General features: G+C 59.8%; 21 protein-coding genes. 7 read left to right on the forward strand and 14 right to left on the reverse strand.

The window, feature by feature from the left end; genetic code table 11:
* Positions 1 to 54: 54 nt before the first annotated feature.
* The 3 genes from AC1DV6_RS05565 to xdhC form a co-directional block, all read right to left on the reverse strand.
* The gene (locus tag AC1DV6_RS05565) at positions 55 to 2868 is read right to left on the reverse strand and encodes a M16 family metallopeptidase (protein WP_477975905.1); all 2814 of its coding nucleotides are present in this window, start codon (positions 2866 to 2868) and stop codon (positions 55 to 57) included.
* Positions 2869 to 2987: 119 nt separating this feature from the next.
* On the reverse strand, positions 2988 to 4229 hold the full coding sequence (locus AC1DV6_RS05570) for a urate hydroxylase PuuD (protein WP_477975907.1): 1242 nt from the start codon (positions 4227 to 4229) through the stop codon (positions 2988 to 2990).
* 2 nt (positions 4230 to 4231) lie between these two features.
* Positions 4232 to 5044 carry a xanthine dehydrogenase accessory protein XdhC gene (gene xdhC / locus AC1DV6_RS05575; RefSeq protein ID WP_477975909.1) on the reverse strand — a complete coding sequence of 271 codons (813 nt, stop codon included), beginning with the start codon at positions 5042 to 5044 and terminating at the stop codon, positions 4232 to 4234.
* Between the two features lie 89 nt (positions 5045 to 5133).
* Here xdhC and AC1DV6_RS05580 point away from each other — a divergent pair, with 89 nt between their 5' ends.
* Entirely contained in the window at positions 5134 to 5685 is a 552-nt protein-coding gene (locus AC1DV6_RS05580) for a hypothetical protein (protein ID WP_477975911.1), read from the forward strand.
* On the opposite strand, the gene uraH is transcribed toward AC1DV6_RS05580, so the two are convergent.
* Complete coding sequence (gene uraH, locus AC1DV6_RS05585; protein ID WP_477975913.1) at positions 5682 to 6035, reverse strand: hydroxyisourate hydrolase; 354 nt, start codon at positions 6033 to 6035, stop codon at positions 5682 to 5684. The genes AC1DV6_RS05580 and uraH overlap by 4 nt on opposite strands.
* Before the next feature lie 75 nt (positions 6036 to 6110).
* Here uraH and puuE point away from each other — a divergent pair, with 75 nt between their 5' ends.
* From puuE to AC1DV6_RS05610, 5 genes are all read left to right on the forward strand, one after another.
* Positions 6111 to 7061, forward strand: a complete 951-nt coding sequence (gene puuE / locus AC1DV6_RS05590) for an allantoinase PuuE (RefSeq protein ID WP_477975915.1) — start codon at positions 6111 to 6113, stop codon at positions 7059 to 7061.
* The gene (gene uraD / locus AC1DV6_RS05595; RefSeq protein ID WP_477975917.1) at positions 7058 to 8839 is read left to right on the forward strand and encodes a 2-oxo-4-hydroxy-4-carboxy-5-ureidoimidazoline decarboxylase; all 1782 of its coding nucleotides are present in this window, start codon (positions 7058 to 7060) and stop codon (positions 8837 to 8839) included. Before puuE ends, uraD begins: the two co-directional genes overlap by 4 nt.
* A complete protein-coding gene (locus tag AC1DV6_RS05600; protein WP_477975919.1) occupies positions 8832 to 10061 on the forward strand; it encodes a M20 family metallopeptidase in 1230 nt (409 codons plus the stop codon). Before uraD ends, AC1DV6_RS05600 begins: the two co-directional genes overlap by 8 nt.
* Before the next feature lie 15 nt (positions 10062 to 10076).
* The gene (locus AC1DV6_RS05605; protein WP_477975921.1) at positions 10077 to 10907 is read left to right on the forward strand and encodes an urease accessory protein UreD; all 831 of its coding nucleotides are present in this window, start codon (positions 10077 to 10079) and stop codon (positions 10905 to 10907) included.
* 86 nt (positions 10908 to 10993) lie between these two features.
* Positions 10994 to 12661: a tetratricopeptide repeat protein gene (locus tag AC1DV6_RS05610; RefSeq protein ID WP_477975922.1), complete on the forward strand. Its 1668-nt coding sequence runs from the start codon at positions 10994 to 10996 to the stop codon at positions 12659 to 12661.
* A 6-nt stretch (positions 12662 to 12667) separates the two neighbouring features.
* On the opposite strand, the gene AC1DV6_RS05615 is transcribed toward AC1DV6_RS05610, so the two are convergent.
* The 8 genes from AC1DV6_RS05615 to urtA form a co-directional block, all read right to left on the reverse strand.
* On the reverse strand, positions 12668 to 13240 hold the full coding sequence (locus AC1DV6_RS05615) for a YceI family protein (RefSeq protein ID WP_477975924.1): 573 nt from the start codon (positions 13238 to 13240) through the stop codon (positions 12668 to 12670).
* Positions 13241 to 13280: 40 nt separating this feature from the next.
* Entirely contained in the window at positions 13281 to 13856 is a 576-nt protein-coding gene (locus AC1DV6_RS05620) for a YceI family protein (protein ID WP_477975926.1), read from the reverse strand.
* A gap of 32 nt (positions 13857 to 13888) precedes the next feature.
* Positions 13889 to 14452, reverse strand: a complete 564-nt coding sequence (locus tag AC1DV6_RS05625; protein WP_477975928.1) for a cytochrome b — start codon at positions 14450 to 14452, stop codon at positions 13889 to 13891.
* A 392-nt stretch (positions 14453 to 14844) separates the two neighbouring features.
* The gene (gene urtE / locus AC1DV6_RS05630; protein WP_477975930.1) at positions 14845 to 15537 is read right to left on the reverse strand and encodes an urea ABC transporter ATP-binding subunit UrtE; all 693 of its coding nucleotides are present in this window, start codon (positions 15535 to 15537) and stop codon (positions 14845 to 14847) included.
* The gene (gene urtD / locus AC1DV6_RS05635; RefSeq protein WP_477975932.1) at positions 15538 to 16419 is read right to left on the reverse strand and encodes an urea ABC transporter ATP-binding protein UrtD; all 882 of its coding nucleotides are present in this window, start codon (positions 16417 to 16419) and stop codon (positions 15538 to 15540) included.
* Positions 16416 to 17555, reverse strand: coding sequence for an urea ABC transporter permease subunit UrtC (urtC, locus tag AC1DV6_RS05640; RefSeq protein ID WP_477975934.1), 1140 nt, complete (start codon positions 17553 to 17555; stop codon positions 16416 to 16418). The genes urtD and urtC overlap by 4 nt, the downstream gene beginning before the upstream one ends.
* Entirely contained in the window at positions 17552 to 19126 is a 1575-nt protein-coding gene (urtB, locus tag AC1DV6_RS05645; RefSeq protein WP_477975936.1) for an urea ABC transporter permease subunit UrtB, read from the reverse strand. The genes urtC and urtB overlap by 4 nt, the downstream gene beginning before the upstream one ends.
* 58 nt (positions 19127 to 19184) lie before the next feature.
* A complete protein-coding gene (gene urtA, locus AC1DV6_RS05650; protein WP_477975938.1) occupies positions 19185 to 20459 on the reverse strand; it encodes an urea ABC transporter substrate-binding protein in 1275 nt (424 codons plus the stop codon).
* Positions 20460 to 20666: 207 nt separating this feature from the next.
* Here urtA and AC1DV6_RS05655 point away from each other — a divergent pair, with 207 nt between their 5' ends.
* On the forward strand, positions 20667 to 22346 hold the full coding sequence (locus tag AC1DV6_RS05655; RefSeq protein WP_477975940.1) for an AMP-binding protein: 1680 nt from the start codon (positions 20667 to 20669) through the stop codon (positions 22344 to 22346).
* Positions 22347 to 22631: 285 nt separating this feature from the next.
* On the opposite strand, the gene AC1DV6_RS05660 is transcribed toward AC1DV6_RS05655, so the two are convergent.
* On the reverse strand, positions 22632 to 22883 hold the full coding sequence (locus AC1DV6_RS05660; protein ID WP_477975942.1) for a VF530 family protein: 252 nt from the start codon (positions 22881 to 22883) through the stop codon (positions 22632 to 22634).
* The gene (locus AC1DV6_RS05665; protein WP_477975944.1) at positions 22880 to 23872 is read right to left on the reverse strand and encodes a response regulator; all 993 of its coding nucleotides are present in this window, start codon (positions 23870 to 23872) and stop codon (positions 22880 to 22882) included. The genes AC1DV6_RS05660 and AC1DV6_RS05665 overlap by 4 nt, the downstream gene beginning before the upstream one ends.
* Position 23873 lies beyond the last annotated feature (1 nt).

Below are 23873 nucleotides of genomic sequence, written 5' to 3' on the forward strand. Positions count from 1 at the left end.
CGGCCAAATAAAACAGCCCCAGGGTCCGCTGGACCCCGGGGCTGCAACGTCGGCTTACTTGGAGGCAGCCGCTGCTTTGGCCACGCCAGCGAAGTCACCGGCAGCAATAACCGACAGGCTTTCGATCTTGAAGACCTGTTTGACGGCCTGGTTGACTTGCTCCAGCGTCAGCGCGGCGACCTTGGCCTCGATGTCCTTGTCGAAAGCCATCGTGCGCTCGTAGCTCAGGTACTCCGACAGGCGGCGCGACAGCATTGCGTCTTCGGTACGGTTGACTTCCTCGCCTTGGCGCCAGGCTTTCTTGGCCTCGGTCAATTCGGTCGCGGTGAAGCCCTCGGCCAACACCTTCTGCATTTCTTCTTTCAGCGCCACTTCCACCTTGGCGGTGTTTTGCGGAGCGCTGATCGTGAAGGCCAGCCACAGACCCGTGGGGTCCAACGCGGGTGCGCTGAACTGCGAGCCCACACCGTAGGAGAGGCCTTCCTTCTGGCGGATGCGATCCGCCAGACGGCTCTTCAGCGCGCCGCCACCAATCATGTGATTGGCCAGCACCAGTGCTGGGTAGTTGGGCGCGCTGTCCTTGATCGGCACGGGCAGGATGGTCAGCATCACGCTGTTGGCCTTGTCAGGCGTTTCCAGCGTCACTTTCTGGCCATCCACAAGCTTGATGCTGCGTGTCACGCGCACATACGGTTGCTGCGCTTTCCAGGCACCAAACAGGCTGGTCAGCTGGGTCTTCAGTGTCGCCACATCAAAGTCACCCACGGCAGAGAAGGTCGCATTGCCAGCGCCGTAGAACGCTTGCTGGAAGGCGCGAACGTCTTCCACCTTGACGGCCTTGACGGCGGCCAATTGCTCTTCAAACGTCAACGCGTGCCGCACATGGCCAGCGGGTGTCGCGTCTGTCAGGCGACGCATGGCTACCAGGGCTTGCGGTTGTGGTTCTGGAATCGATTGCTCGATACGGCCAATCGTTGCGAGCTGCTGCTCGGTGAATTCCTTGGCTGGGTAAGCGGGCTTGGACACGACCTGGGCCAGCAGATCCAGCGCTGCAGGCAGGTTGCTACGCACCGTGGTGATCGTGGCTGTTACGCCTTCGGCACCGCCTGCAACAGAAACCTGCGCCTTCAGTTTGTCGAAGCTGTCCTTGATTTCCTGACGACTCAACTTGTCAGTACCCATCAACAATTGCTGGGCAGCCATTTCGCCGACCTGCGACTTGCCACGCAAGGACTCCTCGCTGCCGATGCGCAACTGCAAGGCCACACTCACAGTCTCGCCCTTGGACTTCTTGGGCAGCAACGCGAGCTTCATGCCATTGGACAATACGGAGCGCTGTGTGCGCTTCTCGATGTTGTCTGGACTCGGGTCGAACACCTCGCCCTGTGCAACCACGGCGCGGCCTTTGTACTCTGTGACCAGCGCCGCGATGTCGGGCGTTGTGGGAATGGTGGAACGGTCGGCAATGTCAGTCGGGACGAACTTGCCCAGCGTACGGTTGGTGGTCTTGAAATAGGTGTTGGCTGCGGCCTGCACACTGGCCAGATCGAGCTTTTCAACACGGTCACGGTTGATGAAGAACAGGCGCCAGTCGCCGGCGGCGAGCGCTTCGGTCAGACCAATGGTCAGGTTTGCCGTGTTGTTCATCGTCAGGTCGATGTTCTTCAACAGTTGCTGCTTGGCGCGGTCCAACTCGGCTTGGGTAATGGGCTGTGCGGAAAAACCTTCCATGACCTTCAGCAGCGCGTCCTGCGCGGCGTCCAGGTTGCCGTCCTTGGCAACGGCCGCACCATAGATGCGGTAGCTGGGTTCCAGGTTGCTGACCGATTCGACCTGCAACTTGTTGGCCAGCTTAGTTTCGATCAGGGCCTTGTGCAGGCGTCCGGCCGGGGCATCCACCAAGATGCGATCCAGCGCCGTGACTGCCACAGCATCAGCATGCGCGCCAGGCGCTACGTGGTAACCGGCGCCGACAAACTGCGTGCCACCGGAGCGGCGCACGACCACCGAGCGCTCACCGTCCTGTACCGGCTCTGCGGTATAGGTAGGCTGGATCACGCGCGAGGGACGGGGGATCTTGCCGAAATATTCCTGCACTTGCTTCAACACCTTGGCTTCGTCAAAGCGGCCAGCAACCATCAGGATGGCGTTGTCGGGCTGGTAGTAGTTTTTGTAGAAGGCGCGCAGGCGGGGAATGTTGACCTGCTCGATATCGGAACGCGCGCCGATGGTGGACTTGCCGTAGTTGTGCCAGTCAAAAGCGATGGCCTGCATGCGCTCGGTGGTCACGCCGATCGGGTCGCTCTCGCCCATCTCAAACTCGTTGCGCACCACGGTCATCTCGCCCTTGTTGGTCTTCGGGTTCCACAAGTCGTTCTGATCGATGGCAGCGTTGACCATGCGGTCGGCTTCCATGGCCAACATCAGGCGCAGGTTTTCGTCGTTGGCCGGGAACACCGAGAAATAGTTGGTGCGGTCGTACCAGGTCGTGCCGTTGAATTCGCCGCCGACGGCGTTGAGCACTTCGACCGGAGTCTTGGTGCCCTTCTTCACGCCAAAGTTGGCGCTGGGCTTGAACAACAAATGCTCCAGCAAGTGGGCCATGCCGGTTTCACCATAGTTTTCGTGGCGCGAGCCGACCATATAGACGATGTTGGTGGTCAGGGTCGGCTTGCTGGCGTCGGGGAACAGCAATACGCGCAGGCCGTTGGCCAGGCGGTATTCGGTCAGGCCTTCGACCGAGGTCACCTTGGTAACCGGGGCGGTAGCAGATGCTTTGGATGCGGCGGGTGCTGCAGCTTGCGCAGCGGATGCCAGAGAAAGGGAAAGCAAGCCTGCCGACAGCAAGGCCAGAGAAAGATTTTTCAATTTCAAAACAGTAACTCCAGAGTGGAAAGGCCGGGCCACTATGCCATAGCTTGCACCGGCAAATCGGCAAGCCCGCTGGCAGTTATGACCCCGTGGTCAGTTTGGCTGCGGCTGGCGCTTTACTGGGCGGCAGCGCCCTGCTCAAACCACGTTCTGATCAGCGCACGCTCTGCATCGGTAATGCCCGTCGCATTGTTCAGCGGCATGATTTTGCTGACTACCGCCTGCTGGTAAATCGCCTGCGCATGTTGCTTCACACTTTCGGCCGAGTCCAGCCGCACATTCTTCATTTGCACTGCCTCGCCGTGGCACATATAGCAGCGCTGTGCCAACACAGGCTGCAGTTTCTCATAGCCAATTGTGGCTGTGACGCCCGCGGAATGTGCGTAAGCAGCTCCTGAATTCATAGCATTCCCGGCGCCAACCGCACCCGGTGTTGGCGCCAACCAGACCACCACACCCAGAATCGCCGCCACACCGGCCGTCACATAGGGCCACGGATGCGGGTTGCGACCCAACTTGAAACCATGGCGCAGCACGAAGAACTGACGGATCGCCGCACCCGCGCCCATCATCGCAATCAGCACCAGCCAATTCATCGCATGGCTGTAGGTAAAGCTGTAGTGGTTGCTTAGCATGGCAAACAGCACCGGCAACGTGAAGTAGGTGTTGTGCACGCTGCGCTGCTTGCCACGCCAGCCATGCACCGGATCAACCGGCTGTCCGGCCTGAATGCTGGCCACCATCTTGCGCTGGCCCGGAATGATCCAGAACAACACATTGGCGCTCATGCTGGTGGCGATCATCGCGCCGACCAACAGGAAGGCCGCGCGACCGGCAAACCACTGGCACGCCAGGTACGCCGCCACACACACCAGCACGGCCATCAACAGACCGACGATGCGATCGCCATGTTTGCGCTGGCCCACCACGCGACAGATGGTGTCGTACAGCAGCCAGAACACCACCAGAAATCCGAGCGCCACCAGAACTGCCGTGTTGGGCGACCAGTCCATGCGCGATTTGTCCACCAGATAGGTACCGGCATTCCATAGGTAGGACACGGTGAACAGCGCAAAGCCGGTCAGCCAGGTGCTGTAGCTTTCCCAGTAAAACCAGTGCAAAAGCGCGGGCAGTTGGGGCGGTGCGCCAGCGAACTTGACCGGGTGGTAGAAGCCGCCGCCATGCACGGCCCACAACTCGCCGCTGACACCGTCGCGCTTGAGCTGTTCGTCCACCGGGGGGGTCAGACTGCTGTCCAGAAACACAAAATAAAACGAGGAGCCCACCCAGGCAATCGCGGTGATCACATGCGCCCAGCGCAACAACAGATTGGCCCACTCCAGCAAATAGCTTTCCATCCTTACTCTCCTTGACTTGTACGCACTTGCAAGAGTTGGGCCGCCACCCCAATGGCGATCACCTCGGGGCGCTTGTCCGCAATACCGGGCACGCCAATCGGACAAGTGACATGTGCCAACTCTTCTTCGCTGAATCCGCGCGCCAGCAACTGCTGGCGGAACGACGCCCATTTGGTCTTGCTGCCGATCAGGCCCACATAAGGCAGATCGGCGCGCGCGCGCTGGCGCTTGAGGCAGGCCGCCACAATGTCCAGATCTTCCGCATGGCTGAAGCTCATGATCAGCACGCGGGACTGCGCCACCAGTTGGTCCACCGCCGCATGCACGGGATCGGAATGCTCACACTGCACGTTGTCCGGCACCTGCACCGGAAACACCTGGTCCCGGCTATCCAACCACTGCACGGTAAAGGGCAGCGCAGCCAACACCTGCACCAGCGCGACCCCCACATGCCCTGCACCAAACAATGCAACTGGCTCGCGCTCGGCGGCAAGTTCCCGTTGCAAACGACCGATATCGGTGGCACCCACCCGCTCCAACCGCGCATGCACCACGCCGCCACAGCATTGCCCCAGACTTGGCCCGAGCGCAAAGCGCTCTTCACGTGGCGCCTCGCCAGACGCAAGCATCTGTCGCGCCATTGCTATGGCACTGAATTCCATGTGTCCACCGCCAATGGTGCCCAATAAATCCTGACCAAACACGGCCATCCACGCACCCGCCTCGCGGGGCACGGAACCTTGCACGCGCAGCACACGCACCAGCACCGCGGGCCCGATGTGTAAGCGTTGCAACAACTGATGGATAGCATTCACACTTGGATACCTTTAAAACTAAACCGCAGATGCATTCGTCCGGGAAATGGGGCACAGTATCTGCCAGAGACACCAGAATGAGGCAAGCCGTGACACCGATTGGCCGTGATGCACCGCGTTGGAACGCCACCCCCCGATTTTTCTTCTGCCATGCGCTGTGGGCTTGCGTTGCCGCGTTGATTGCCGGCTGTGCCTCCAAACCCCCCGAGCCCGTGGTCGTGGCTCCGCCCCCACCCCAACCACCGGTCGTCGTGGCACCACCGCCACCGGTCGCACCGCCCGTCTTTTCTTCCGGCCCGGTTTCCACTGCGATTACCCCCAAGGCTTACCGCATGGATGCCGCCAGCCTTCTGTATGCGAAGTACAGCGATCGCATCTACAAAGGCAAGATGCCGCCCCTGCTCTATGCGATTGGCGTTCTGGACGTCGAGATTGATGGGCGCGGACAGGTCGTTCGCATCCAGTGGCTGCGCGCACCCAGCCAGGCGCCCGAGGTTGTCAAGGAAATTGAGCGCATGATTCGCGCCGCCTCGCCTCTGCCCGCACCCCTCAAGATGGGGCGGGTGGTCTACACCGAGACTTGGCTGTGGCACAAAAGCGGCAAGTTCCAACTCGATACCCTGTCGGAAGGCCAGTACTAGGAGCCGCGGTAGGTGGAGTAGCTCCACGGGCTGACCAACAGCGGCACGTGGTAATGCGCGGCTGCATCTGCCACACCAAAGTCGATGCTGACCTTGTCCAGAAAGTTGGGCTGCGGCAATGCAACGCCGCGCGACGCGAAATAGCCGCCCACAGAAAAAACCAGCCGGTAAGTGCCGACCTTCAGACTGGCGTTGTCATACAGAGGCCCGTCCGGGTTTCGTCCATCGGCATTCAGCACAAAACGCTTCACCAAAGTGGCCGCATCTCCCTGGGTAGTGAACAGCGCCACCTCCATGCCAGCGGCAGGGCATCCATGCGTGGTGTCCAGTACGTGTGTGCTCAAGCCCATGGCGGGTCCTCGGGGTTGTTAAGTTTGGTTTCGATAATAGGGTATTGCGGCCTGCCTGGCCCGATTCTGGCTATCATGACCTGCATGGATTCCACCTCCCTCTACCCTCGCGATCTGGTCGGCTATGGCAGCCAGGTGCCGCATGCGCAATGGCCCGGTGAGGCACGCGTGGCAGTGCAGTTTGTCCTGAACTACGAAGAAGGCGGCGAGAACAGCGTGCTGCATGGCGACGCGGGCTCCGAGCAATTTCTGTCCGAGATGTTCAACCCGGCCAGCTACCCGGACCGGCACATCAGCATGGAGGGCATTTACGAATACGGCTCGCGCGTTGGCGTGTGGCGCATCCTGCGCGAGTTTGAAAAACGCGGCTTGCCATTGACGGTGTTTGGTGTTGGCATGGCCTTGCAACGCCACCCCGAAGTCGCAAAAGCCTGCACGGCGTTGGGCCACGAGATCGCCTGCCATGGCTGGCGCTGGATTCACTACCAGAACGTGGATGAAGCGACCGAGCGCGAGCACATGCGACTGGGCATGCAAGCGATTGAGGCCATCACCGGAACACGCCCGCTGGGCTGGTACACCGGCCGCGACAGCCCGAACACGCGCCGCCTGGTCGCCGACTACGGCGGCTTTGCCTATGACAGCGACTACTACGGCGACGACCTGCCGTTCTGGATGCCGGTCAAGAAAACCGATGGCACCGTGGTGCAGCAACTGATAGTCCCCTACACGCTGGACTGCAATGACATGCGCTTCGCGTTGCCGCAGGGCTACTCCCATGCTGATCCGTTTTTCCAATACCTCAAAGACACGTTTGACACGTTGTACGCAGAAGGGGCCGAGCGCCCAGCGATGATGAGTATCGGCATGCACTGCCGCTTGCTGGGTCGCCCCGGACGTATCACCGCGCTGCAGCGTTTCCTGGACCATATCGCCACCCACGACCGCGTCTGGGTCTGCAGGCGCATAGACATCGCCAACCACTGGCGAACCACCCATCCAGCTCTTACCCACCCCGCACCATGACAGCCACTCTGGAACAACTTAATGGGGCGGACCTGATAGACGCCCTGGCCCTGCTGGATGGCGTGTACGAGCACAGCCCGTGGATCGCACAAGCCGCATTGGCGCAAAGGCCGTTTGTCTCACTGGCTCACCTGAAATACGCCTTGGTGCAGGTCGTGCAGAAGGCATCCGTAGAGGCCCAGTTGGGTCTGATCCGCGCCCATCCCGAGCTGGCGGGCAAGGCGATGATCGACAAGGGCCTGACCGCGGAATCCACGTCCGAGCAAAGCCGCGCAGGCCTGACACATTGCACGCCAGAAGAATTTGAAAAACTGGGCGCGCTGAACAGTGCCTACAACACCCGCTTCGGCTTCCCCTTCATCCTTGCGGTGCGCGGGCCGCGCGGTGCCGGACTCAAACGGCACGCCATCATTGCGACGATGGAGCGGCGCCTGCACGCACACCCCGATCAGGAGCGCGAAGAATGCCTGCGCAATATCCACCGCATTGCCGAGCTGCGCCTGAATGACAAATTCGGACACGTACCCGCCGCAGGCGATCAGGTCTGGGACTGGCAGGAGACACTGGCCCAATTCTCTGAGCCTGAGTTTGAAGCCTTGGGGCAATTGACGGTCACCTACCTGACCGACGCCCACCTGGGGGCGGCCCACCAGATCGCGCAGGACATGCGCGACTGCGGTTGCGACACGGTGCACATCGATGCGGTAGGCAACGTGGTGGGCCGCTATACGGGCACCGATCCGCACGCACGCGCCCTGATGACTGGCAGCCACTACGACACGGTGCGTAACGGCGGAAAATACGATGGCCGATTGGGAATTTACGTGCCGCTGGCCTGTATTGAGGCTTTGCACGCAGATGAACGGCGCTTGCCATTCACCATCGAGGTCATTGGTTTCGCGGAGGAAGAAGGCCAGCGTTACCGGGCCACTTTCCTGGGCTCCAGCGCTTTGACCGGAGAGTTTCAGGATGCCTGGCTGGACCAGCAGGATGCCAAGGGCATTTCGATGCGTGAGGCGATGCAGCACGCCGGGCTGCGCATTGCAGACATCCCTGACATTCGCCGCAAGGCGGAGAACTATCTGGGGTTTGTCGAAGTGCATATCGAGCAAGGCCCGGTCCTGAACCAGTTGGGCCTCCCTCTGGGCATCGTCACCTCGATCAATGCCAGCGCGCGTTTCTCCGGCGAAGTCACAGGCATGGCCAGCCATGCTGGCACGACGCCCATGGGCGTGCGCCGTGATGCGGCCACAGCCGTCGCAGAGCTGGTACTTTTTATCGAACGCCGCGCCGCGCAAGACGTTGGCAGTGTCGGCACGGTGGGCATGCTGCAAGTGCCGGCAGGCTCGGTCAATGTGGTGCCGGGCAAATGCCAGTTCTCCATCGACATGCGCGCACCCAGCGATGTTCAGCGCGATGCGTTAATGAAGGATGTGTTGGCCGAGTTTGACGCGATTTGCAGCCGACGCGGCGTACAGGGCCAGTTGACCGAGACCATGCGCGCCAGCGCCGCGCCCAGTGATCCCCAATGGCAACTCCGCTGGGAAAAGGCCGTCGCCGCGCTGGGCTTGCCACTGCATCGCATGCCCAGCGGTGCGGGCCATGACGCCATGAAGCTTCATACGCTGTTACCGCAAGCCATGCTGTTTGTGCGCGGCGAAACCGGTGGTATCAGCCACAACCCGCTGGAATCCACGACCAGCGACGACATGGAACTGGCGGTGCAGGCCTTCGGCCAATTGCTGCATGCGCTGGCAGAAGAAAAGACCAATGACTGACTACGCACGACTCGACCAATGGATAGATGCGCATTTCGATGAGGAAGTGCGCTTCCTGCAAGCCCTGGTGCAGGTACCCACCGACACACCGCCAGGCAACAACGCGCCCCATGCGGTGCGTACTGCCGAACTGTTGACAGCAATGGGGTTGCCACCCGAGCAATACCCGGTGCCCGCAGAACTAGTGCACGCCGCTGGCATGCAGTCCATCACCAATCTGGTAGTGCGCCGCCGGTATGGCGATGGCCTTACCGTTGCGCTGAATGCCCATGGTGATGTGGTGCCGCCCGGTGACGGCTGGACGCACAAGCCCTATGGCGGCGAGATAGCAGACGGCAAGATGTTTGGCCGCGCAACTGCCGTCAGCAAGAGCGACTTCGCCACCTACACCTTTGCATTGCGTGCGCTGGAGGCGATGCAGGCACCGCTCAAAGGTGGCATCGAACTGCTGTTCACGTACGACGAAGAATTTGGCGGCGAACTGGGCCCGGGCTGGCTGCTGCGCGAGAAACTTACCCACGCCAACTTATTGATTGCGGCGGGCTTTTCTTACCAGGTCATCACCGCGCACAACGGCTGCCTGCAAATGGAAGTGACCGTCCACGGCACGATGGCGCACGCGGCGATTCCCGACACCGGCGTGGATGCCTTGCAAGCCGCAGTCCACATACTGCAGGCCCTGTACGCGCAGAATGCCGAATACAAAAAGGTTCGCTCTGCCGTTCCCGGCATCACGCATCCCTATCTGAACGTCGGCCGCATAGAAGGCGGCACCAACACCAACGTCGTGCCCGGCAAGGTCAGTTTCAAGCTGGACCGCCGCATGATCCCGGAAGAAAACCCCAAACAAGTGGAAGCACGCATCCGTGAAGTGATTGCACAAGCGGCCGCGCAATGCCCTGGCATCTCCATCGATATACAGCGCCTGCTGATGGCGCACTCCATGCAGCCGCTGCCAGGCAACCAGCCGCTGGTCGATGCGATACAGCGCCACGGCGAAGAAATTTTTGGCGAAGCATTGCCCGCAATGGGTACGCCCCTGTACACCGATGTGCGCCTGTTCGCCGCAGCAGGCATTCCCGGCGTGATCTACGGCGCCGGCCCGCGCACGGTGATGGAATCGCATGCCAAGCGTGCAGACGAACGACTGGATCTGGAAGACCTGCGCCGCGCAACCAAGGTCATCGCGCGCGTGCTCTTCGATCTGCTGTCGGCGCGCTGAATTCGCGAACCCTGCATGCCCTGGCACGCCAAACTCGCGATCGATTACCGATTGGAACTAGGGCGCACCGTCGCCCGCCATGAACACAGTGGCCCGCTGCGCCTGCTGCAAAGCCTGTACCCCGAAGGTGACACCGTGTGCCACAACGTGCTGGTACACCCACCGGGTGGCTTGGTCGGTGGCGATACGCTGGAACTCCAGGTCGAAGTTGGCAGCGGATCGCATGCGCTGATCACGACGCCAGGCGCCACCCGTTTTTACCGCAGCGATGGCGAGCCTGCACTGCAGACCACATGCTTGGCGTTGGCACCCGATGCGCGCCTGGAGTGGCTGCCGCTGGAGGCGCTTTGCTACAGCGGCTGCCTCGCTGAAAACCGCCTCACGATGGACTTGCAGCCAAGCGCCGAAATGCTGGGCTGGGATGTCACCGCACTGGGCTTGCCCAATGCCGAGCAACCTTTTGTCAAAGGCCGTTTCACACAACACATCGAAGTCCCTGGCGTGTGGCTCGAGCGTGGACATCTGGACGCGCTGGACCATCGCCTGCTGAACAGCCCACTCGGATTGGCCGGCAACGCCTGCATCGCCAGCCTGTTTTTTGTGGCTGGCAATGTGCTGCAGCGCAGCAGAAAAGAGCAGGCACTGGAAGCTACGCGCGTGCTACTCGCCGCCAGCCCATTGGCCACCACCAGCGGCGTGACATGCCCCAACCCGCAAGTGATGGTGGTGCGCGTATTGGCACCCGTGGTCGAACCTGCGATGACGCTGCTGCGTGAGATACGCGCCTGCTGGCGACACGAATTTTGGCAAAAAGAAGCAACTAACCCCCGCATTTGGTCCATGTAGTGCTATCCTTTTGATAACACACCCGGCCATGCAAGCTACAAACTGCGTTCGCCACACTCCCCTGCGGGAGGGTGCCTGCCCGCACCATGGCCGCCCTTGAGAACGATCTGGCCACCTGTTCCGCGTTGGTCGTGGATGGGAACCCCACTTCACGTTCGATACTGATTTCCCAATTGCGGGACTTTGGCTTGCCCACAGTCGTTCAAGCTGCACGCACTGCCGACGCACGACGTCAACTCGAATACCGCACCTTCGACTTCGTGCTGTGCGAGCAGCATTTCCCCGGCGAGTCGACGTCCGGCCAGGATCTGCTGGACGACTTGCGGCGCAACCAGTTGCTGCCCTTCTCCACCATCTTCATCATGATCACTGGAGAGGCCACCTATGCCACCGTGGCCGAAGCGGCCGAGTCGGCGTTGGATGGCTATTTGCTCAAGCCGCACAAGGCCACCCAACTGCAGGAGCGCATCAACACCGCGCGCATCCGCAAAGTCTCGCTGCAGGAGATCTTCGGAGCCATTGAAGAGGAACAGTTTGAGGAGGCCGCACGGCTGTGCATGGAGCGCTTTGAATCCAAAGGCATGTTCTGGCTATACGCCGCGCGCATTGGCGCCGAACTGCTGCTGCGCATAGGCAAATTTTCAGAGGCGCAGACGCTGTACCAGGCCGTCATCGCGGCCAAGACCTTGCCGTGGGCCAAACTGGGCGTGGCCCGCGCACAGCTGGAGTCGGGGCAGGTGACGCAGGCCGCCAGCGTGCTGGAGCGGCTGATCGGTGAAGACCCGAACTTCGCCGACGCCTATGACGTGATGGGCCGCGCGCACTTCGAGTTGGGCAAATTCGACAAGGCGCTGGAAACCTACAAGATGGCCGCGATGCTGACGCCCTCCTCCATCAGCCGCCTGCAAAACCTGGCGATGATGACTTACTACGAAGGCGATCACACCGAAGCCGAGAAGCTGCTGGACAAGACCACGCGCATGGGCCTGGAATCCAAGATGTTCGATGCGCAAACGCTGGTGCTGCTGGCCTTCACCCGCCTTGAACTGGCTGATCGCAAGGGTTTGCAGCGCTGCCACGATGACTTTGTACGCCTGATCGACAAATCACCCGATAACGCCCGTCTGAAGCGCCTGTCCGAAGTGGTGATTGCGCTCAACCTGATACAGCAACACCAGTTCGCCCAATCAGTCGACGCCGTACGCACGCTGGCCCACAAGGCACGCAATCCGGAGTTTGATTTCGAGTCCGCCAGCAACATGCTGGCCTTGATGGCACAGCTGGCGCATAAGGCCATACAGCTCAATGACGTGGAAGATGCGGTGGATATCATCGGTCGGCGCTTTTGCAGCAACCGCTCGCTGACCGAGCTGCTGGCCGCCAGCGCCAAGGCGTACCTGCCCTACGCCGAGCGCATACGCGGCGCGCAAGCCAGTGTGTTGGAACAGGCGGAAACCGCAATGGCACTGAGCATGTCCGGCAACCCGACAGCGGCCGTCAAGAACCTGCTGCTGCATGGCAAGGACACCTTGAACGCAAGGCTGATAGACAACGCCTACCAGCTGCTGCAAAAACACGCGGCCAAAATTCCGGAAGCTGCGTCACTGAGCCTGGCCGTCAGCGAACTGCGCAAGCAGTTTGGGACAGGTGCGATGCGCGCCTCGTTGGGCGAACAAAAACGCCAGGCGGGTGGCCTGGCGTTGCGCACGGGAACCCGGCCTGCGCCGGAGAAGATCCCGAATACGGTGGTCTGAACGGGATTACTGTTTCAGCGCTTCGACCGAGACAGTGATGACCACGTCATCGCTGACTGCAGGTGCGTACTTGCCAGCACCGAAGTCACTGCGCTTGATGGTCACGGAAGCATCAGCACCTACCGCTTCCTTCTTGGCCATAGGGTGCACAGTGGCAACAAAGCTGTTGACCGTCAGCGTTACAGGCTTGGTCACGCCTTTGATGGTCAAATTGCCATCAACGGTGGCTGGCTTGTCACCGACGAAATTGACCTTGGTCGATTTGAAAGTCGCGGTCGGGAATTTTTCGGTGCTCAGGAAGTCATCGCCCTGGATGTGGCCGTTGAACACGGTAGAACCGGTATTGACGGACTTCATATCAATCACGACATCGACGGAACCAGTCTTGGCTGCCGCGTCCAGCACCACGGTACCAGTGGTCTTGTCAAACTTGTGCGCCTGGGTGGACAGACCCATGTGGGTGTAGCCGAAGCGGGCGAAGGAATGGGATGAGTCCAGTACATAGGTCACTGGTTCGGCCATGGCAACGCCGCTGACAAAGGTTGCCGCGAGGGCGATGGCTGCAAAAGAAATACGCATGAAAAACTCCTGTTTGGTTTGAGTTGGGTTGAAAAAAGAATTACAGCTTGCCGACGCCTGTCAGCGCCAGCTTGAACTTGACCTGCACGTCATCCGCCACCATCGACGTATCAGTCCATTCACCTTCGCCGATCTTGAATGCCAGACGCTTCAGCACAAAGGTGCCCGTGGCGGTGGTGGTGGGACCGGCTTGTGTCAGCACCACAGGCACGACGACGTCGCGCACATTGCCTTTGATAGTCAGCTTGCCGGTGACTTCAATCTTGCCAGGGCCTGCTCCCTTGACAGAGCTGGATTGGAAGGTGGCTTGCGGGAACTTGGCGGTGCTGAACCAGGCGGCTTTAGGCAGTTCGGCATCGGTCTCCGGCGAACCAAACGAGGCACTGGCAACATCAATAGTGAAAGCCATCTTGCTGGCTTCTGGCTTCGCCGGGTCAAACGTGACTTGCGCATCAAACTTCTTGAAGCGTCCTTCAACTGGCACGCCCATTTGCTTTGACACAAACGAAATCTCGCTTTGTGCAGGCACCAGCTTTTGCTGTGCGAATGCGGGTGCACCCATCAGAGCGGTCACGGCCAATACAGGCAGCAGCAATTTGGAAGCAATATGTTTCATGGTCTTTCCTCGGAAAACAATCAATGCCGTGTTCAACGTTTGGACGGCAGCATCCGGCTAATCAAGCCGTCGCGGTCAATGAACTGATGCTTGATGGCAGCGCCCACATGCGCCGCTACCAAGGCCAACAGCAAAAATGCAGCATAGCCATGCCATGGCTTTATTGCTTCGGCAAGGGCTTTATCCGCCGTCAGCAGATCGGGCAAGGGCAATACGCCAAACACGACGATGGGGAAACCAGCAGCCGAGCTATAAGCCCAACCGAGTAGCGGAACGATGAAGAACAATGCGTACAGACCGTGGTGCGTGGCGTGGTACGCCACCATTTGCCAGCGCGGCATGGCGTTTTCGATCTCGGCCGGCAGTGCTGGCGGCTTGTGTGTCAGGCGCCAAACCAAGCGCGCCACAGACAGCACCAGGATGGTGATACCCGCCCACTTGTGCCAGTTGTAGAGCTTGAGTCGCTGCGGAGAGAAAGGCAGGTCGGCCATGTACCAGCCCACTCCAATCATCCCAAGCAGCGCCACGGCCAGCAACCAGTGCAGCACGATGGCAGTCAATGTATAGCGTGTTGAGGGTGTAGCTGATGTAGACATGACCTGAAGTCTAGGCCCACTGCATGTATTTATTTTGAACTTTATTGTCGATTACGTTCAAAAATTGTGAAATAGAGTTACTTCAGGGTCTGAGTCCTAAGGCAGCGCTACTTCTGGATCATGCGTGTCGGGTACTCTTTTCCGTACGTGTCCCCCGGGCCGTGAGGGCCCTCCTCCTTGACCTCCCGGAAAAGAGTACCCAACCCACCTGATCGTGCACGGTGTTGGCGCACCAATGTCCTGAATTCACTTGTGGCCACTACTTCTCAACCGGCAGGTGTGGGGTGTGCGTTTTGCGCAGGTAAAGGAGGAGCCCGCAAAGCGGGCGGGGGACACGGAGCAAAACGCATACCCCGCGACTGCTGCGGGCGAACGAAACGCTCAGAAAGAACCTAAATGGCAACCAAGGAGCGAACCCCGTCAATCTCCATATTGGCCCCCTTGCCCCGAGCCAACGCCGCACCCCGCTCCATCACCACATAGTCATCGGCCAATTCCTGTGCAAAGTCGTAATACTGCTCAACGAGAACGATGGCCATCGTTCCCCGATCGGCCAGCATGCGAATCACGCGACCAATGTCTTTGATGATGCTGGGCTGTATGCCTTCGGTCGGCTCGTCCAGGATCAGCACGCGCGGCGCACCGGCCAGTGCGCGCGCAATCGCTAACTGCTGCTGTTGCCCACCCGACAGATCACCACCCCGCCGCCCCAGCATTTGCTTTAGCACTGGGAACAACTCGAACAATTCTTCGGGAATCGGCGTGCCCGCGGGCTTGCCAGCCAGACCCATACGCAAGTTGTCCTCCACGGTCAGTCGCGCGAAAATTTCGCGGCCCTGCGGCACATAGCCCAGACCGGCGCGGGCCCGCTCGTATGGCGTCGCCTTGATGATGGACTTGCCGTCCATCTCAATACTTCCGCTCTTGACCGGCACCAGGCCCATCATGGATTTCAGCAGGCTGGTCTTGCCTACGCCGTTGCGCCCCAGAATCACCGTGACCTTGCCAGCCTCTGCGGAGATACTCATGTCCCGCAGGATGTGCGAGCCGCCGTAGTACTGGTTGAGGTTCTTGATCTCTAACATTCAGCGCCCCAAATACACTTCGATCACACGTTCATCGGCCTGCACCTGCGCCAACGTGCCCTGTGCCAACACGGAACCATCGCACAGCACCGTCACGATATCGGAGATGGTGTTGATGAAGCTCATGTCGTGCTCCACCACCATCATCGAATGCTTGCCTTTCAGCGACAGAAATAGCTCGGCCGTACGCTCGGTTTCTTCGTCGGTCATACCGGCCACAGGCTCGTCCAGCAGCAGCAGTTTGGGGTCTTGCATCAGCAGCATGCCGATTTCCAGCCACTGCTTCTGGCCGTGGCTCAGCGTGCCCGCGAGTGCAGTGACCTGACTGGCAAGGTGGATTGTGTGCAGCACTTCAGCGACACGGTCGGACTGCGCCGAGTCAAGCCGGAAAAACATTGAGGCGCGCACACCCTTGTGGGTCTTGAGTGCCAGCTCCAGGTTTTCAAACACGGTCAGTTGCTCGAACACTGTTGGCTTCTGGAACTTGCGGCCAATGCCCAATTGCGCAATCTGCGGCTCGTTGTAGCGCAGCAGATCTATCGTACTGCCGAAAAACACGGTGCCACTGTCGGGTCGCGTCTTGCCGGTGATGATGTCCATCATCGTGGTCTTGCCTGCGCCATTGGGGCCGATGATGCAACGCAGCTCACCCGGTGCAATGTCCAACGACAGACCGTTGATGGCCTTGAAGCCATCGAAACTGCGGTGCACATCGTCCAGGTACAGGATGCGGCCATGGGTCGTATCGACCTCGCCGTCCTGCACCAACCGCGAAAAGCCTGCAGTACGGCCACCCGATTCCGTCTGCCCGGTTTTCGCTGCAAGCGCGGCCATATGCGCTTCCACTCGCCGTGCGCCCTGCTCCAGCAAATCGGGGGTCATTTCGTGCCTCCCTTCGCGCTACGGCGATCGCGCAACTGCTTCAACAGCCCGACCACACCGCCCGGCAAATACAGCGTTACGCCGATGAACAATGCGCCCAGCACATACAACCAGAACTCTGGGTAGGTCACGGTCAGCCAGCTCTTCATGCCATTGACCAGGAAGGCGCCGACGATAGGACCGATCAGCGTGGCACGCCCACCAACCGCGGCCCAGATCGCGATCTCGATGCTGTTGGCGGGACTCATTTCGCTGGGGTTGATGATGCCGACCTGGGGTACATACAAGGCACCTGCCACGCCGCACATCATGGCCGACAGAGTCCATATCGTCAGCTTGAAACCGACCGGCGAATAGCCGCTGAACATCACGCGGGTTTCCGCGTCACGCACGGCCTGCAACACGCGGCCAAACTTCGACTTGACCAGCCAGCGGCCCATCAGGAAGAACCCCAGCAATACGACAGCGGTCAGCACAAACAAAAACATGCGCATGCTGGGGGTCGCAATGGGCAGATTCAGAATGCGCTTGAAATCGGTGAACCCATTGTTGCCGCCAAAGCCGGTTTCGTTGCGGAAGAACAGCAGCATTGCAGCGAAGGTCATCGCCTGCGTGATGATGGAAAAGTACACGCCCTTGATGCGCGAACGGAACGCAAAGTAACCAAAGACAAAGGCGACCAGGCCAGGCACCAAGACAATCAAAAAGAGCGTAGCGATAAAGCTATCGGAGAAGGTCCAATGCCAGGGCAAGGTCTTCCAGTCCAGAAACACCATGAAGTCCGGCAGCTCGCTTTTGTAGTTGCCATCCAGCCCGATCTGGCGCATCAAATACATGCCCATCGCGTAGCCACCCAGCGCAAAGAACAGGCCGTGGCCCAAGCTCAGAATACCGGTGTAGCCCCAGATCAAATCCATCGCCAACGCGCAGATCGCGTAACACATGATCTTGCCGACCAGCGCGACGGCGAAGTCGCTCATGTGGAAGATGCTGCCAGCTGGGACGATCAGATTCAGCAGCGGAACAATGCCGCACAGCACCGCGAGTGCGGCGAACCAACCGGCCCAGCCACCGCGGGTCAGCAATGGCTCGCGGCCCGGCAACTCGATGCGGGCAGGGGTAGGTACAGCGCTCATGCTTCAGCGCTCCGACCCTTCATCGCGAAGATGCCTTGCGGCCGCTTCTGGATGAAGATGATGATGAACACCAGCACGGCGATTTTGGCCAGCACGGCGCCGGTCCAGCCCTCCAGCAATTTGTTCAGCACACCAAGGCCCAGGCCAGCGTAAACGGTTCCAGCCAGTTGTCCAACGCCACCCAGCACCACCACCATGAACGCATCGACGATGTAACTCTGACCCAGGTCTGGCCCCACGTTGCCAATCTGGCTCAACGCGCAACCGGCCAGCCCTGCAATGCCGGAGCCCAGTGCAAACGCCAGCGTATCAATACGCGCCGTGTTGACGCCCATGCAGGATGCGATGGGGCGGTTTTGCGTGACGCCGCGCACAAACAAACCGAGGCGGGTTTTCTCGATCAAGAACCAGACGGACACCAGCACTGCGAATGCAAACACCACGATGATCATTCGGTTGTAAGGCAAGGACAGATTGCCCATCACCTGAAATCCGCCGCTCATCCAGCTCGGATTTTCAACGCCGACGTTTTGCGCGCCAAACAGTGTGCGCACGCCTTGCATCAGCATCAGGCTGATGCCCCAGGTCGCAAGCAATGTCTCCAGCGGGCGGCCATACAAAAAGCGGATCACACCGCGCTCCAGCGCTGCGCCGACTAAAGCCGACGCCATGAAGGCCATCGGCAGTGCCACCGGCAGATACCAGTCAAACCAGCCCGGCGCGTACCGCTGAAACAGGCCTTGCACGACATAGGTGGCATAGGCACCAATCATCATCAACTCGCCATGCGCCATATTGATGACGCCCATCAGGCCATAGGTAATCGCCAGGCCCAGGGCCACCAGCAACAGAATGGAGCCAAGGCTGATACCGCTGAAGATGGCGCCCAGCCGGTCACCCCAGGCCAGACGCGCTTCGACTTTCTGCAAGGCGATTTGCAGCGCACTTTTGACGGCGGGGTCGGTTTCTGTGGCGATGCGCTCCAGCAGCAAGGTCTTGGTCGCGGCCTGCGAGCTCTCGGTCAACGCCCGCACAGCTTCCAGTCGTTTGACTGCATCGGCGCTGGAAAGCAAGGCCGCCGCACGCAGCAGCCCCAGGCTTTCGCGGATATCAACCACAGTCTCTTGCGAGAAGGCGCGCTCGATCATCGCCAGACGGCCTTCGTCCACTTCGCCCTGAAGGGCCTTCACCGCGTCACGGCGCACAGCCTCGACGGGTGACATCAATTTGAGGGAAGCCAGAGCGGCTTCAATTTCACCGCGCATGCGGTTGTTGTTCGATATATCTTCTGCTGTGTCGGGCAATGGCACCGTGGCACCTGTCACCGGATCGATCGCACCATCGGCCTTCACAATGACCGGGACGCCGGCGACCAGCTTGACCGCGTCATCGGCCATGGCCTGGATGAATTCCAACGTCTTCTCGTCCGCATCCTTGGTAGCTGCATGCAAGGCCGAAATACGCGCCTCACCCTCTCCATTTGCCATGGCTTTTGCGGCTGCAGGCGTTAAGGAATGCGCGTGAGCAGCTACTAAAAGTGTAGCAATCAGTACAAGGAATTTATTCAGCATGAAGGCTTTCACCAAACCCCGACACACCAGGTGTCGGGGTTGATCTCAGACGGACAACTTACTTCTTGACAGGTTCGTCAGGTTTGGAAGCGTTGCCTTCAATGTACGGAGACCATGGCTTGGCTTTGACCGGGCCAGGTGTCTTCCACACCACGTTGAACTGGCCGTCGGCTTTGATTTCGCCGATGAACACACTCTTGTGCAGGTGGTGGTTCTTCTCATCCATCTTGGAAACGATGCCGGAAGGTGCCTTGAAAGTCTGACCCGACATGGCGGCAATGACCTTGTCCACATCGGTGGTACCAGCCTTTTCAACCGCTTGCTTCCACATGTTGATGCCGATGTAAGTCGCTTCCATCGGGTCGTTGGTCAATGGCTTGTCTTTGTGACCGGCGATGCCCTTGGCCTTGGCGTAGTCAGACCACTTCTTGATGAACTCGGTGTTGGTCGGGTTCTTGATCGACATGAAGTAGTTCCATGCTGCCAAATGGCCGACCAGCGGCTTGGTATCCACGCCGCGCAGCTCTTCTTCACCCACGGAGAACGCAACCACTGGCACGTCCTTGGCCTTCAGGCCTGCGTTGCCCAGCTCCTTGTAGAAAGGAACGTTGGAGTCACCGTTGATGGTCGACACCACGGCAGTCTTGCCACCCGCTGCGAATTTCTTCACGTCAGCCACGATGGTTTGGTAGTCAGAGTGACCAAACGGCGTGTACTTCTCGTCGATGTCAGTGTCTTTCACGCCCTTGCTCTTCAGGTAAGCGCGTAGGATCTTGTTGGTGGTGCGAGGGTAGACATAGTCGGTACCCAGCAGCACCCAACGCTTGGCGCCGCCGCCTTCTTTGCTCATCAAATAGTCGACGGCAGGAATCGCTTGCTGATTCGGCGCGGCGCCGGTGTAGAACACGTTCTTGGACAGCTCTTCACCTTCGTACTGCACGGGGTAGAACAGCAGGCCGTTCATTTCCTCGACGACTGGCAACACGGACTTGCGCGACACCGAAGTCCAGCAACCGAAAATCACCGAGACCTTGTCCTGACCCAGCAATTGCTTGGTCTTTTCAGCGAACAGGGGCCAGTTGGAAGCTGGGTCAACGACCACGGGCTCCAGCTTCTTGCCGAGCACGCCGCCTTTGGCGTTGATTTCGTCAATCGCCATCAACACGGTGTCTTTCAACACGGTTTCAGAAATCGCCATCGTGCCGGACAGGCTGTGCAGGATGCCGACCTTGATGGTGTCAGCGGCGTGGGCGGGCAGAGCGGACAGGCCGCCCAGGGCGATGGCGGCGGTGAGTGCCTTGAGGGTCAGGCGACGGGATGAGGAACGTTGCATGTGGGCTTCTCCAGCAGAAAATAGGGTTGATCAGGCGAGTTGGCTTTGGGCTGGGCACAGGCTGCAGTGAGCTTTGCGCTTCAGACGATTCAATCCTAGGGATTACCCGCAACCCGGGATATACGCCGACTGGCGTATATCCCAAGCCCCTACGCTTCGTGGGGCGCTTAAGATGTATGCAGCAAAAACACAATGAGGAGCAGACACATGGCAAACAAGAAATTGTTATTGGACTTCATTCAAGAGCACGAAAAATCCCGTGCCAATGAAGTATTCATGACCCAACCCCTGGGCGGCAACACCGTCAAGGACTACACGTGGGGCCAAACCATGGGCGAGGCCCGGCGCATGGCTTCTTACCTGAAAGCCCAGAACTTCGAGCCGGGCGCACGCATCGCGATCCTGTCCAAAAACTGCGCCCACTTCATCATGGCCGAGCTGGCCATCTGGATGGCCGGTTACACAACGGTCGCGATCTTCCCCACCGAAACCGCCGAGACAGTCGGCTACGTCCTGAACCACAGTGGCGCCAGCCTGCTGTTTGTCGGCAAGCTGGATACCTGGGAGCAACAGATTGCTGGCGTCCCCAAAGATCTGCCTTGCGTCGCATTGCCACTGGCGCCCAAGACCACATTCACAACGTGGGACTCGATCATTGCCCGCACCGAACCGCTGGCGGGCCACGCGACCCGAGGCCCCAAAGACCTGGCATTGCTGATGTACACCTCCGGCTCCACCGGCCAGCCCAAAGGCGTGATGCACAACTTCGAAGGAGCCACGGATGCGGCCCAAGGCTTCGTCGATTACATCAAGCGTGGCCTGGGCGAAGGGTCCGAAATCCGCGTGCTGTCTTACTTGCCACTGGCGCATATCTTCGAGCGCGCCTGTGTCGAATGCGCCTGCCTGCTGGATGGACGGGCACACGTGTACTTCGCGGAGAGCCTGGACACCTTCCTGGCCGACCTGAACCGCGCACGACCCACGCTGTTTGTATCCGTGCCGCGTTTGTGGCTCAAATTCCAGCAAGGCGTGTTCGCGAAGATGCCGCCGAAGAAGTTGGACCGCCTGCTCAGCATTCCGATTCTCGGCCGCATCGTTGGCAGAAAGGTCCTGCGCGGACTGGGCCTGGACCAGGTCAAATTTGCCAACAGCGGCTCGGCCCCGATTCCACCGCAACTGATCGACTGGTACCGCCGTATCGGGCTGAACCTGCTCGAAGGCTACGGCATGACCGAAGACTTTGCCTACTCACACGCCTCCACGGACGAATTCCATGCGCCAGGCTATGTAGGCATTCCGCAAAAAGGCGTGCAGGTGAAGCTGAGCGAAGAAGGTGAAATCCTGATCAAGTCACCCGGCACCATGGTGGGCTACTACAAGCGCCCCGATCTGGACGCCGAAGTGTTCACGGCCGATGGTTTCTTCCGCACCGGTGACAAGGGCGAGCGCCAGCCCAATGGCCTGCTGAAGCTAACAGGTCGCGTCAAGGAAATGTTCAAGACGTCCAAGGGCAAGTATGTGGCTCCAGCGCCTATCGAAAATCAGATCAACGCGAACCCATTGATTGAGTTGAGCATGGTTTCCGGCGTAGGCCAGCCTTCTGCGTATGCCATCGTCGTTTTGGCGGAGAGCGTGCGCCCCAAGCAAAACGATCCGGAATTCCGTGCCCATGTGGAAGCCGAGCTCACGCAGTTGCTAAAAGATGTCAACAGCAACCTGGCGGACTACGAAAAGCTGCAAATGCTGGTCGTGGCGAAAGAACCCTGGTCAGTCGAGAACGGCCTGCTGACCCCAACGATGAAGATTCGTCGCAACCGTATTGAAGGTGCGATCGAGACACGCGTTGAGGGCTGGTTCAAGGGAAGCTCTAAAGTCCTTTGGGCTTGAGAGGAACTCTGAGCTGCTGAGCTCGCCGTAGGGCCAGGGTGGACTGTTTTGCTACGTGTCCCCCGGCCTTCGGCCTCCTCCTTTACCTTCGCAAAACAGCCCGCCCTAACCCTGCGGCTACGTCGGGATGTAATTGGTTTGCCGCCGAGTGCGCGCCAAGATTTTTTCAGAATCGGGTGGGGTACCTGTTTTACGCAGGTAAAGGAGGAGCGCCCAACGGGCGCGGGGGACACGGAGTAAAACAGGTACCCCGCCTGATCCCGCGCAGACGGAAGCAAACGGAAGCTAAGAACCCCGCCTCTTCTCCCGCAACATAAACAGATAAAGCGACTCCACCTTCTCTCGCGCCCACGGCGTCTTGCGCAGAAATTTCAGGCTGGAAGAAACACTGGGCTCAAAAGTAAAGCAGCGAATCGGCACACGCTGGCCCAAATCTTCCCAGCCATAGTGCTCGGACAGTTGCGTCACTATGTCTTCAAGTTTGACGCCATGCAAAGGGTTGCGCGGCTGCTCGGGGGCGATTGGTGCGTCGCTCATGTGCTGCCTTCAAACTGCGGCTGCAGTTGACGGATACGCCCCAGCGCCTTGTTGGCGGCGGCGGTGCGAGTCTCTACGCCCAGCTTCACAAATACGCGTTCCAGATGTTTTTTTACGGTCATGGGGCTGCTGCCCAGAATGTCGCCAATGTCTTTGTTGGTCTTGCCTTTGACGACCCAATATAGCACCTCGGCCTCGCGTGCGGTGAGCTGCAAGCTCAGGCGAATCGCCTCGATCACCGCAGCGTCCGACGACTCGCGCATCACCAGCAACCAGTCACCACCTGCGTCTGTGTCGCCGATTTGCTGGTGCAGATTGACGATCAGTTTGGCCGCCCCTTTTTCAATCGTCAGGCCGGACACTTCCTGCCGATCTGCAACGCGTGCCACGCAATGGTCCAACCAGTCGCGCAGCGGTGGTGGTGCGATGGCGTTGCTTGCTTCAAAGTACCGTTCCAGCAGTCCACGCGCCAGCGGTGTTTGCCATAGCACGCTGCCATCGGATTGGCGCACCGCGATGCTGGCGTAGCCAAACGCGTCCAGCGCATTGCGCGCCTGGCGGCGTTCGCGTGCTCCCTGCAGATGCACGGCCATGCGCGCCATCACCTCTTTAGGTTTGATCGGCTTGGTGACATAGTCCACGCCGCCGGATTCCAGCGCGGCCACCAGGTATTCGGTCTCGGTCAGGCCGGTCATGAAGATGATGGGGATATGTGCCGTCAAGGCAGACGCCTTCAATCGGCGCGCGACCTCAAAGCCGTCCATGCCGGGCATCATCGCGTCCAGCAATACGATATCCGGCAGCGCCTGCGCCGCACGGGCCAGCGCGGTCTCGCCCGAAGTTGCCAGCAAGACGGTGTAACCGGACTCATCCAGCGCGTCGTGCAGCACCGCGAGGTTGTCGGGCACGTCGTCGACGATCAACACGACGTCGCTGTTGGCACGGTCCAGCGTGCCATCGAGTTTTGCGCGATCCAGTGTGAGGTTCATG

This window comes from Rhodoferax sp. P2_H8_2 (genome assembly GCF_056403235.1).

What these genes read in the sequence shown, in the direction of transcription:
- AC1DV6_RS05570 (WP_477975907.1), bottom strand. Translation starts at nt 4,229, where the DNA reads ATGGAAAGCTATTTGCTGGAGTGGGCCAATCTGTTGTTGCGCTGGGCG.
- AC1DV6_RS05600 (WP_477975919.1), top strand. Translation starts at nt 8,832, where the DNA reads ATGACTGACTACGCACGACTCGACCAATGGATAGATGCGCATTTCGAT.
- urtE (WP_477975930.1), bottom strand. Translation starts at nt 15,537, where the DNA reads ATGTTAGAGATCAAGAACCTCAACCAGTACTACGGCGGCTCGCACATC.
- urtA (WP_477975938.1), bottom strand. Translation starts at nt 20,459, where the DNA reads ATGCAACGTTCCTCATCCCGTCGCCTGACCCTCAAGGCACTCACCGCC.
- AC1DV6_RS05605 (WP_477975921.1), top strand. Translation starts at nt 10,077, where the DNA reads ATGCCCTGGCACGCCAAACTCGCGATCGATTACCGATTGGAACTAGGG.
- urtD (WP_477975932.1), bottom strand. Translation starts at nt 16,419, where the DNA reads ATGACCCCCGATTTGCTGGAGCAGGGCGCACGGCGAGTGGAAGCGCAT.
- AC1DV6_RS05610 (WP_477975922.1), top strand. Translation starts at nt 10,994, where the DNA reads ATGGCCGCCCTTGAGAACGATCTGGCCACCTGTTCCGCGTTGGTCGTG.
- AC1DV6_RS05625 (WP_477975928.1), bottom strand. Translation starts at nt 14,452, where the DNA reads ATGTCTACATCAGCTACACCCTCAACACGCTATACATTGACTGCCATC.
- urtB (WP_477975936.1), bottom strand. Translation starts at nt 19,126, where the DNA reads ATGCTGAATAAATTCCTTGTACTGATTGCTACACTTTTAGTAGCTGCT.
- AC1DV6_RS05620 (WP_477975926.1), bottom strand. Translation starts at nt 13,856, where the DNA reads ATGAAACATATTGCTTCCAAATTGCTGCTGCCTGTATTGGCCGTGACC.
- urtC (WP_477975934.1), bottom strand. Translation starts at nt 17,555, where the DNA reads ATGAGCGCTGTACCTACCCCTGCCCGCATCGAGTTGCCGGGCCGCGAG.
- AC1DV6_RS05615 (WP_477975924.1), bottom strand. Translation starts at nt 13,240, where the DNA reads ATGCGTATTTCTTTTGCAGCCATCGCCCTCGCGGCAACCTTTGTCAGC.
- AC1DV6_RS05655 (WP_477975940.1), top strand. Translation starts at nt 20,667, where the DNA reads ATGGCAAACAAGAAATTGTTATTGGACTTCATTCAAGAGCACGAAAAA.
- uraD (WP_477975917.1), top strand. Translation starts at nt 7,058, where the DNA reads ATGACAGCCACTCTGGAACAACTTAATGGGGCGGACCTGATAGACGCC.
- AC1DV6_RS05665 (WP_477975944.1), bottom strand. Translation starts at nt 23,872, where the DNA reads ATGAACCTCACACTGGATCGCGCAAAACTCGATGGCACGCTGGACCGT.
- uraH (WP_477975913.1), bottom strand. Translation starts at nt 6,035, where the DNA reads ATGGGCTTGAGCACACACGTACTGGACACCACGCATGGATGCCCTGCC.
- AC1DV6_RS05660 (WP_477975942.1), bottom strand. Translation starts at nt 22,883, where the DNA reads ATGAGCGACGCACCAATCGCCCCCGAGCAGCCGCGCAACCCTTTGCAT.
- puuE (WP_477975915.1), top strand. Translation starts at nt 6,111, where the DNA reads ATGACCTGCATGGATTCCACCTCCCTCTACCCTCGCGATCTGGTCGGC.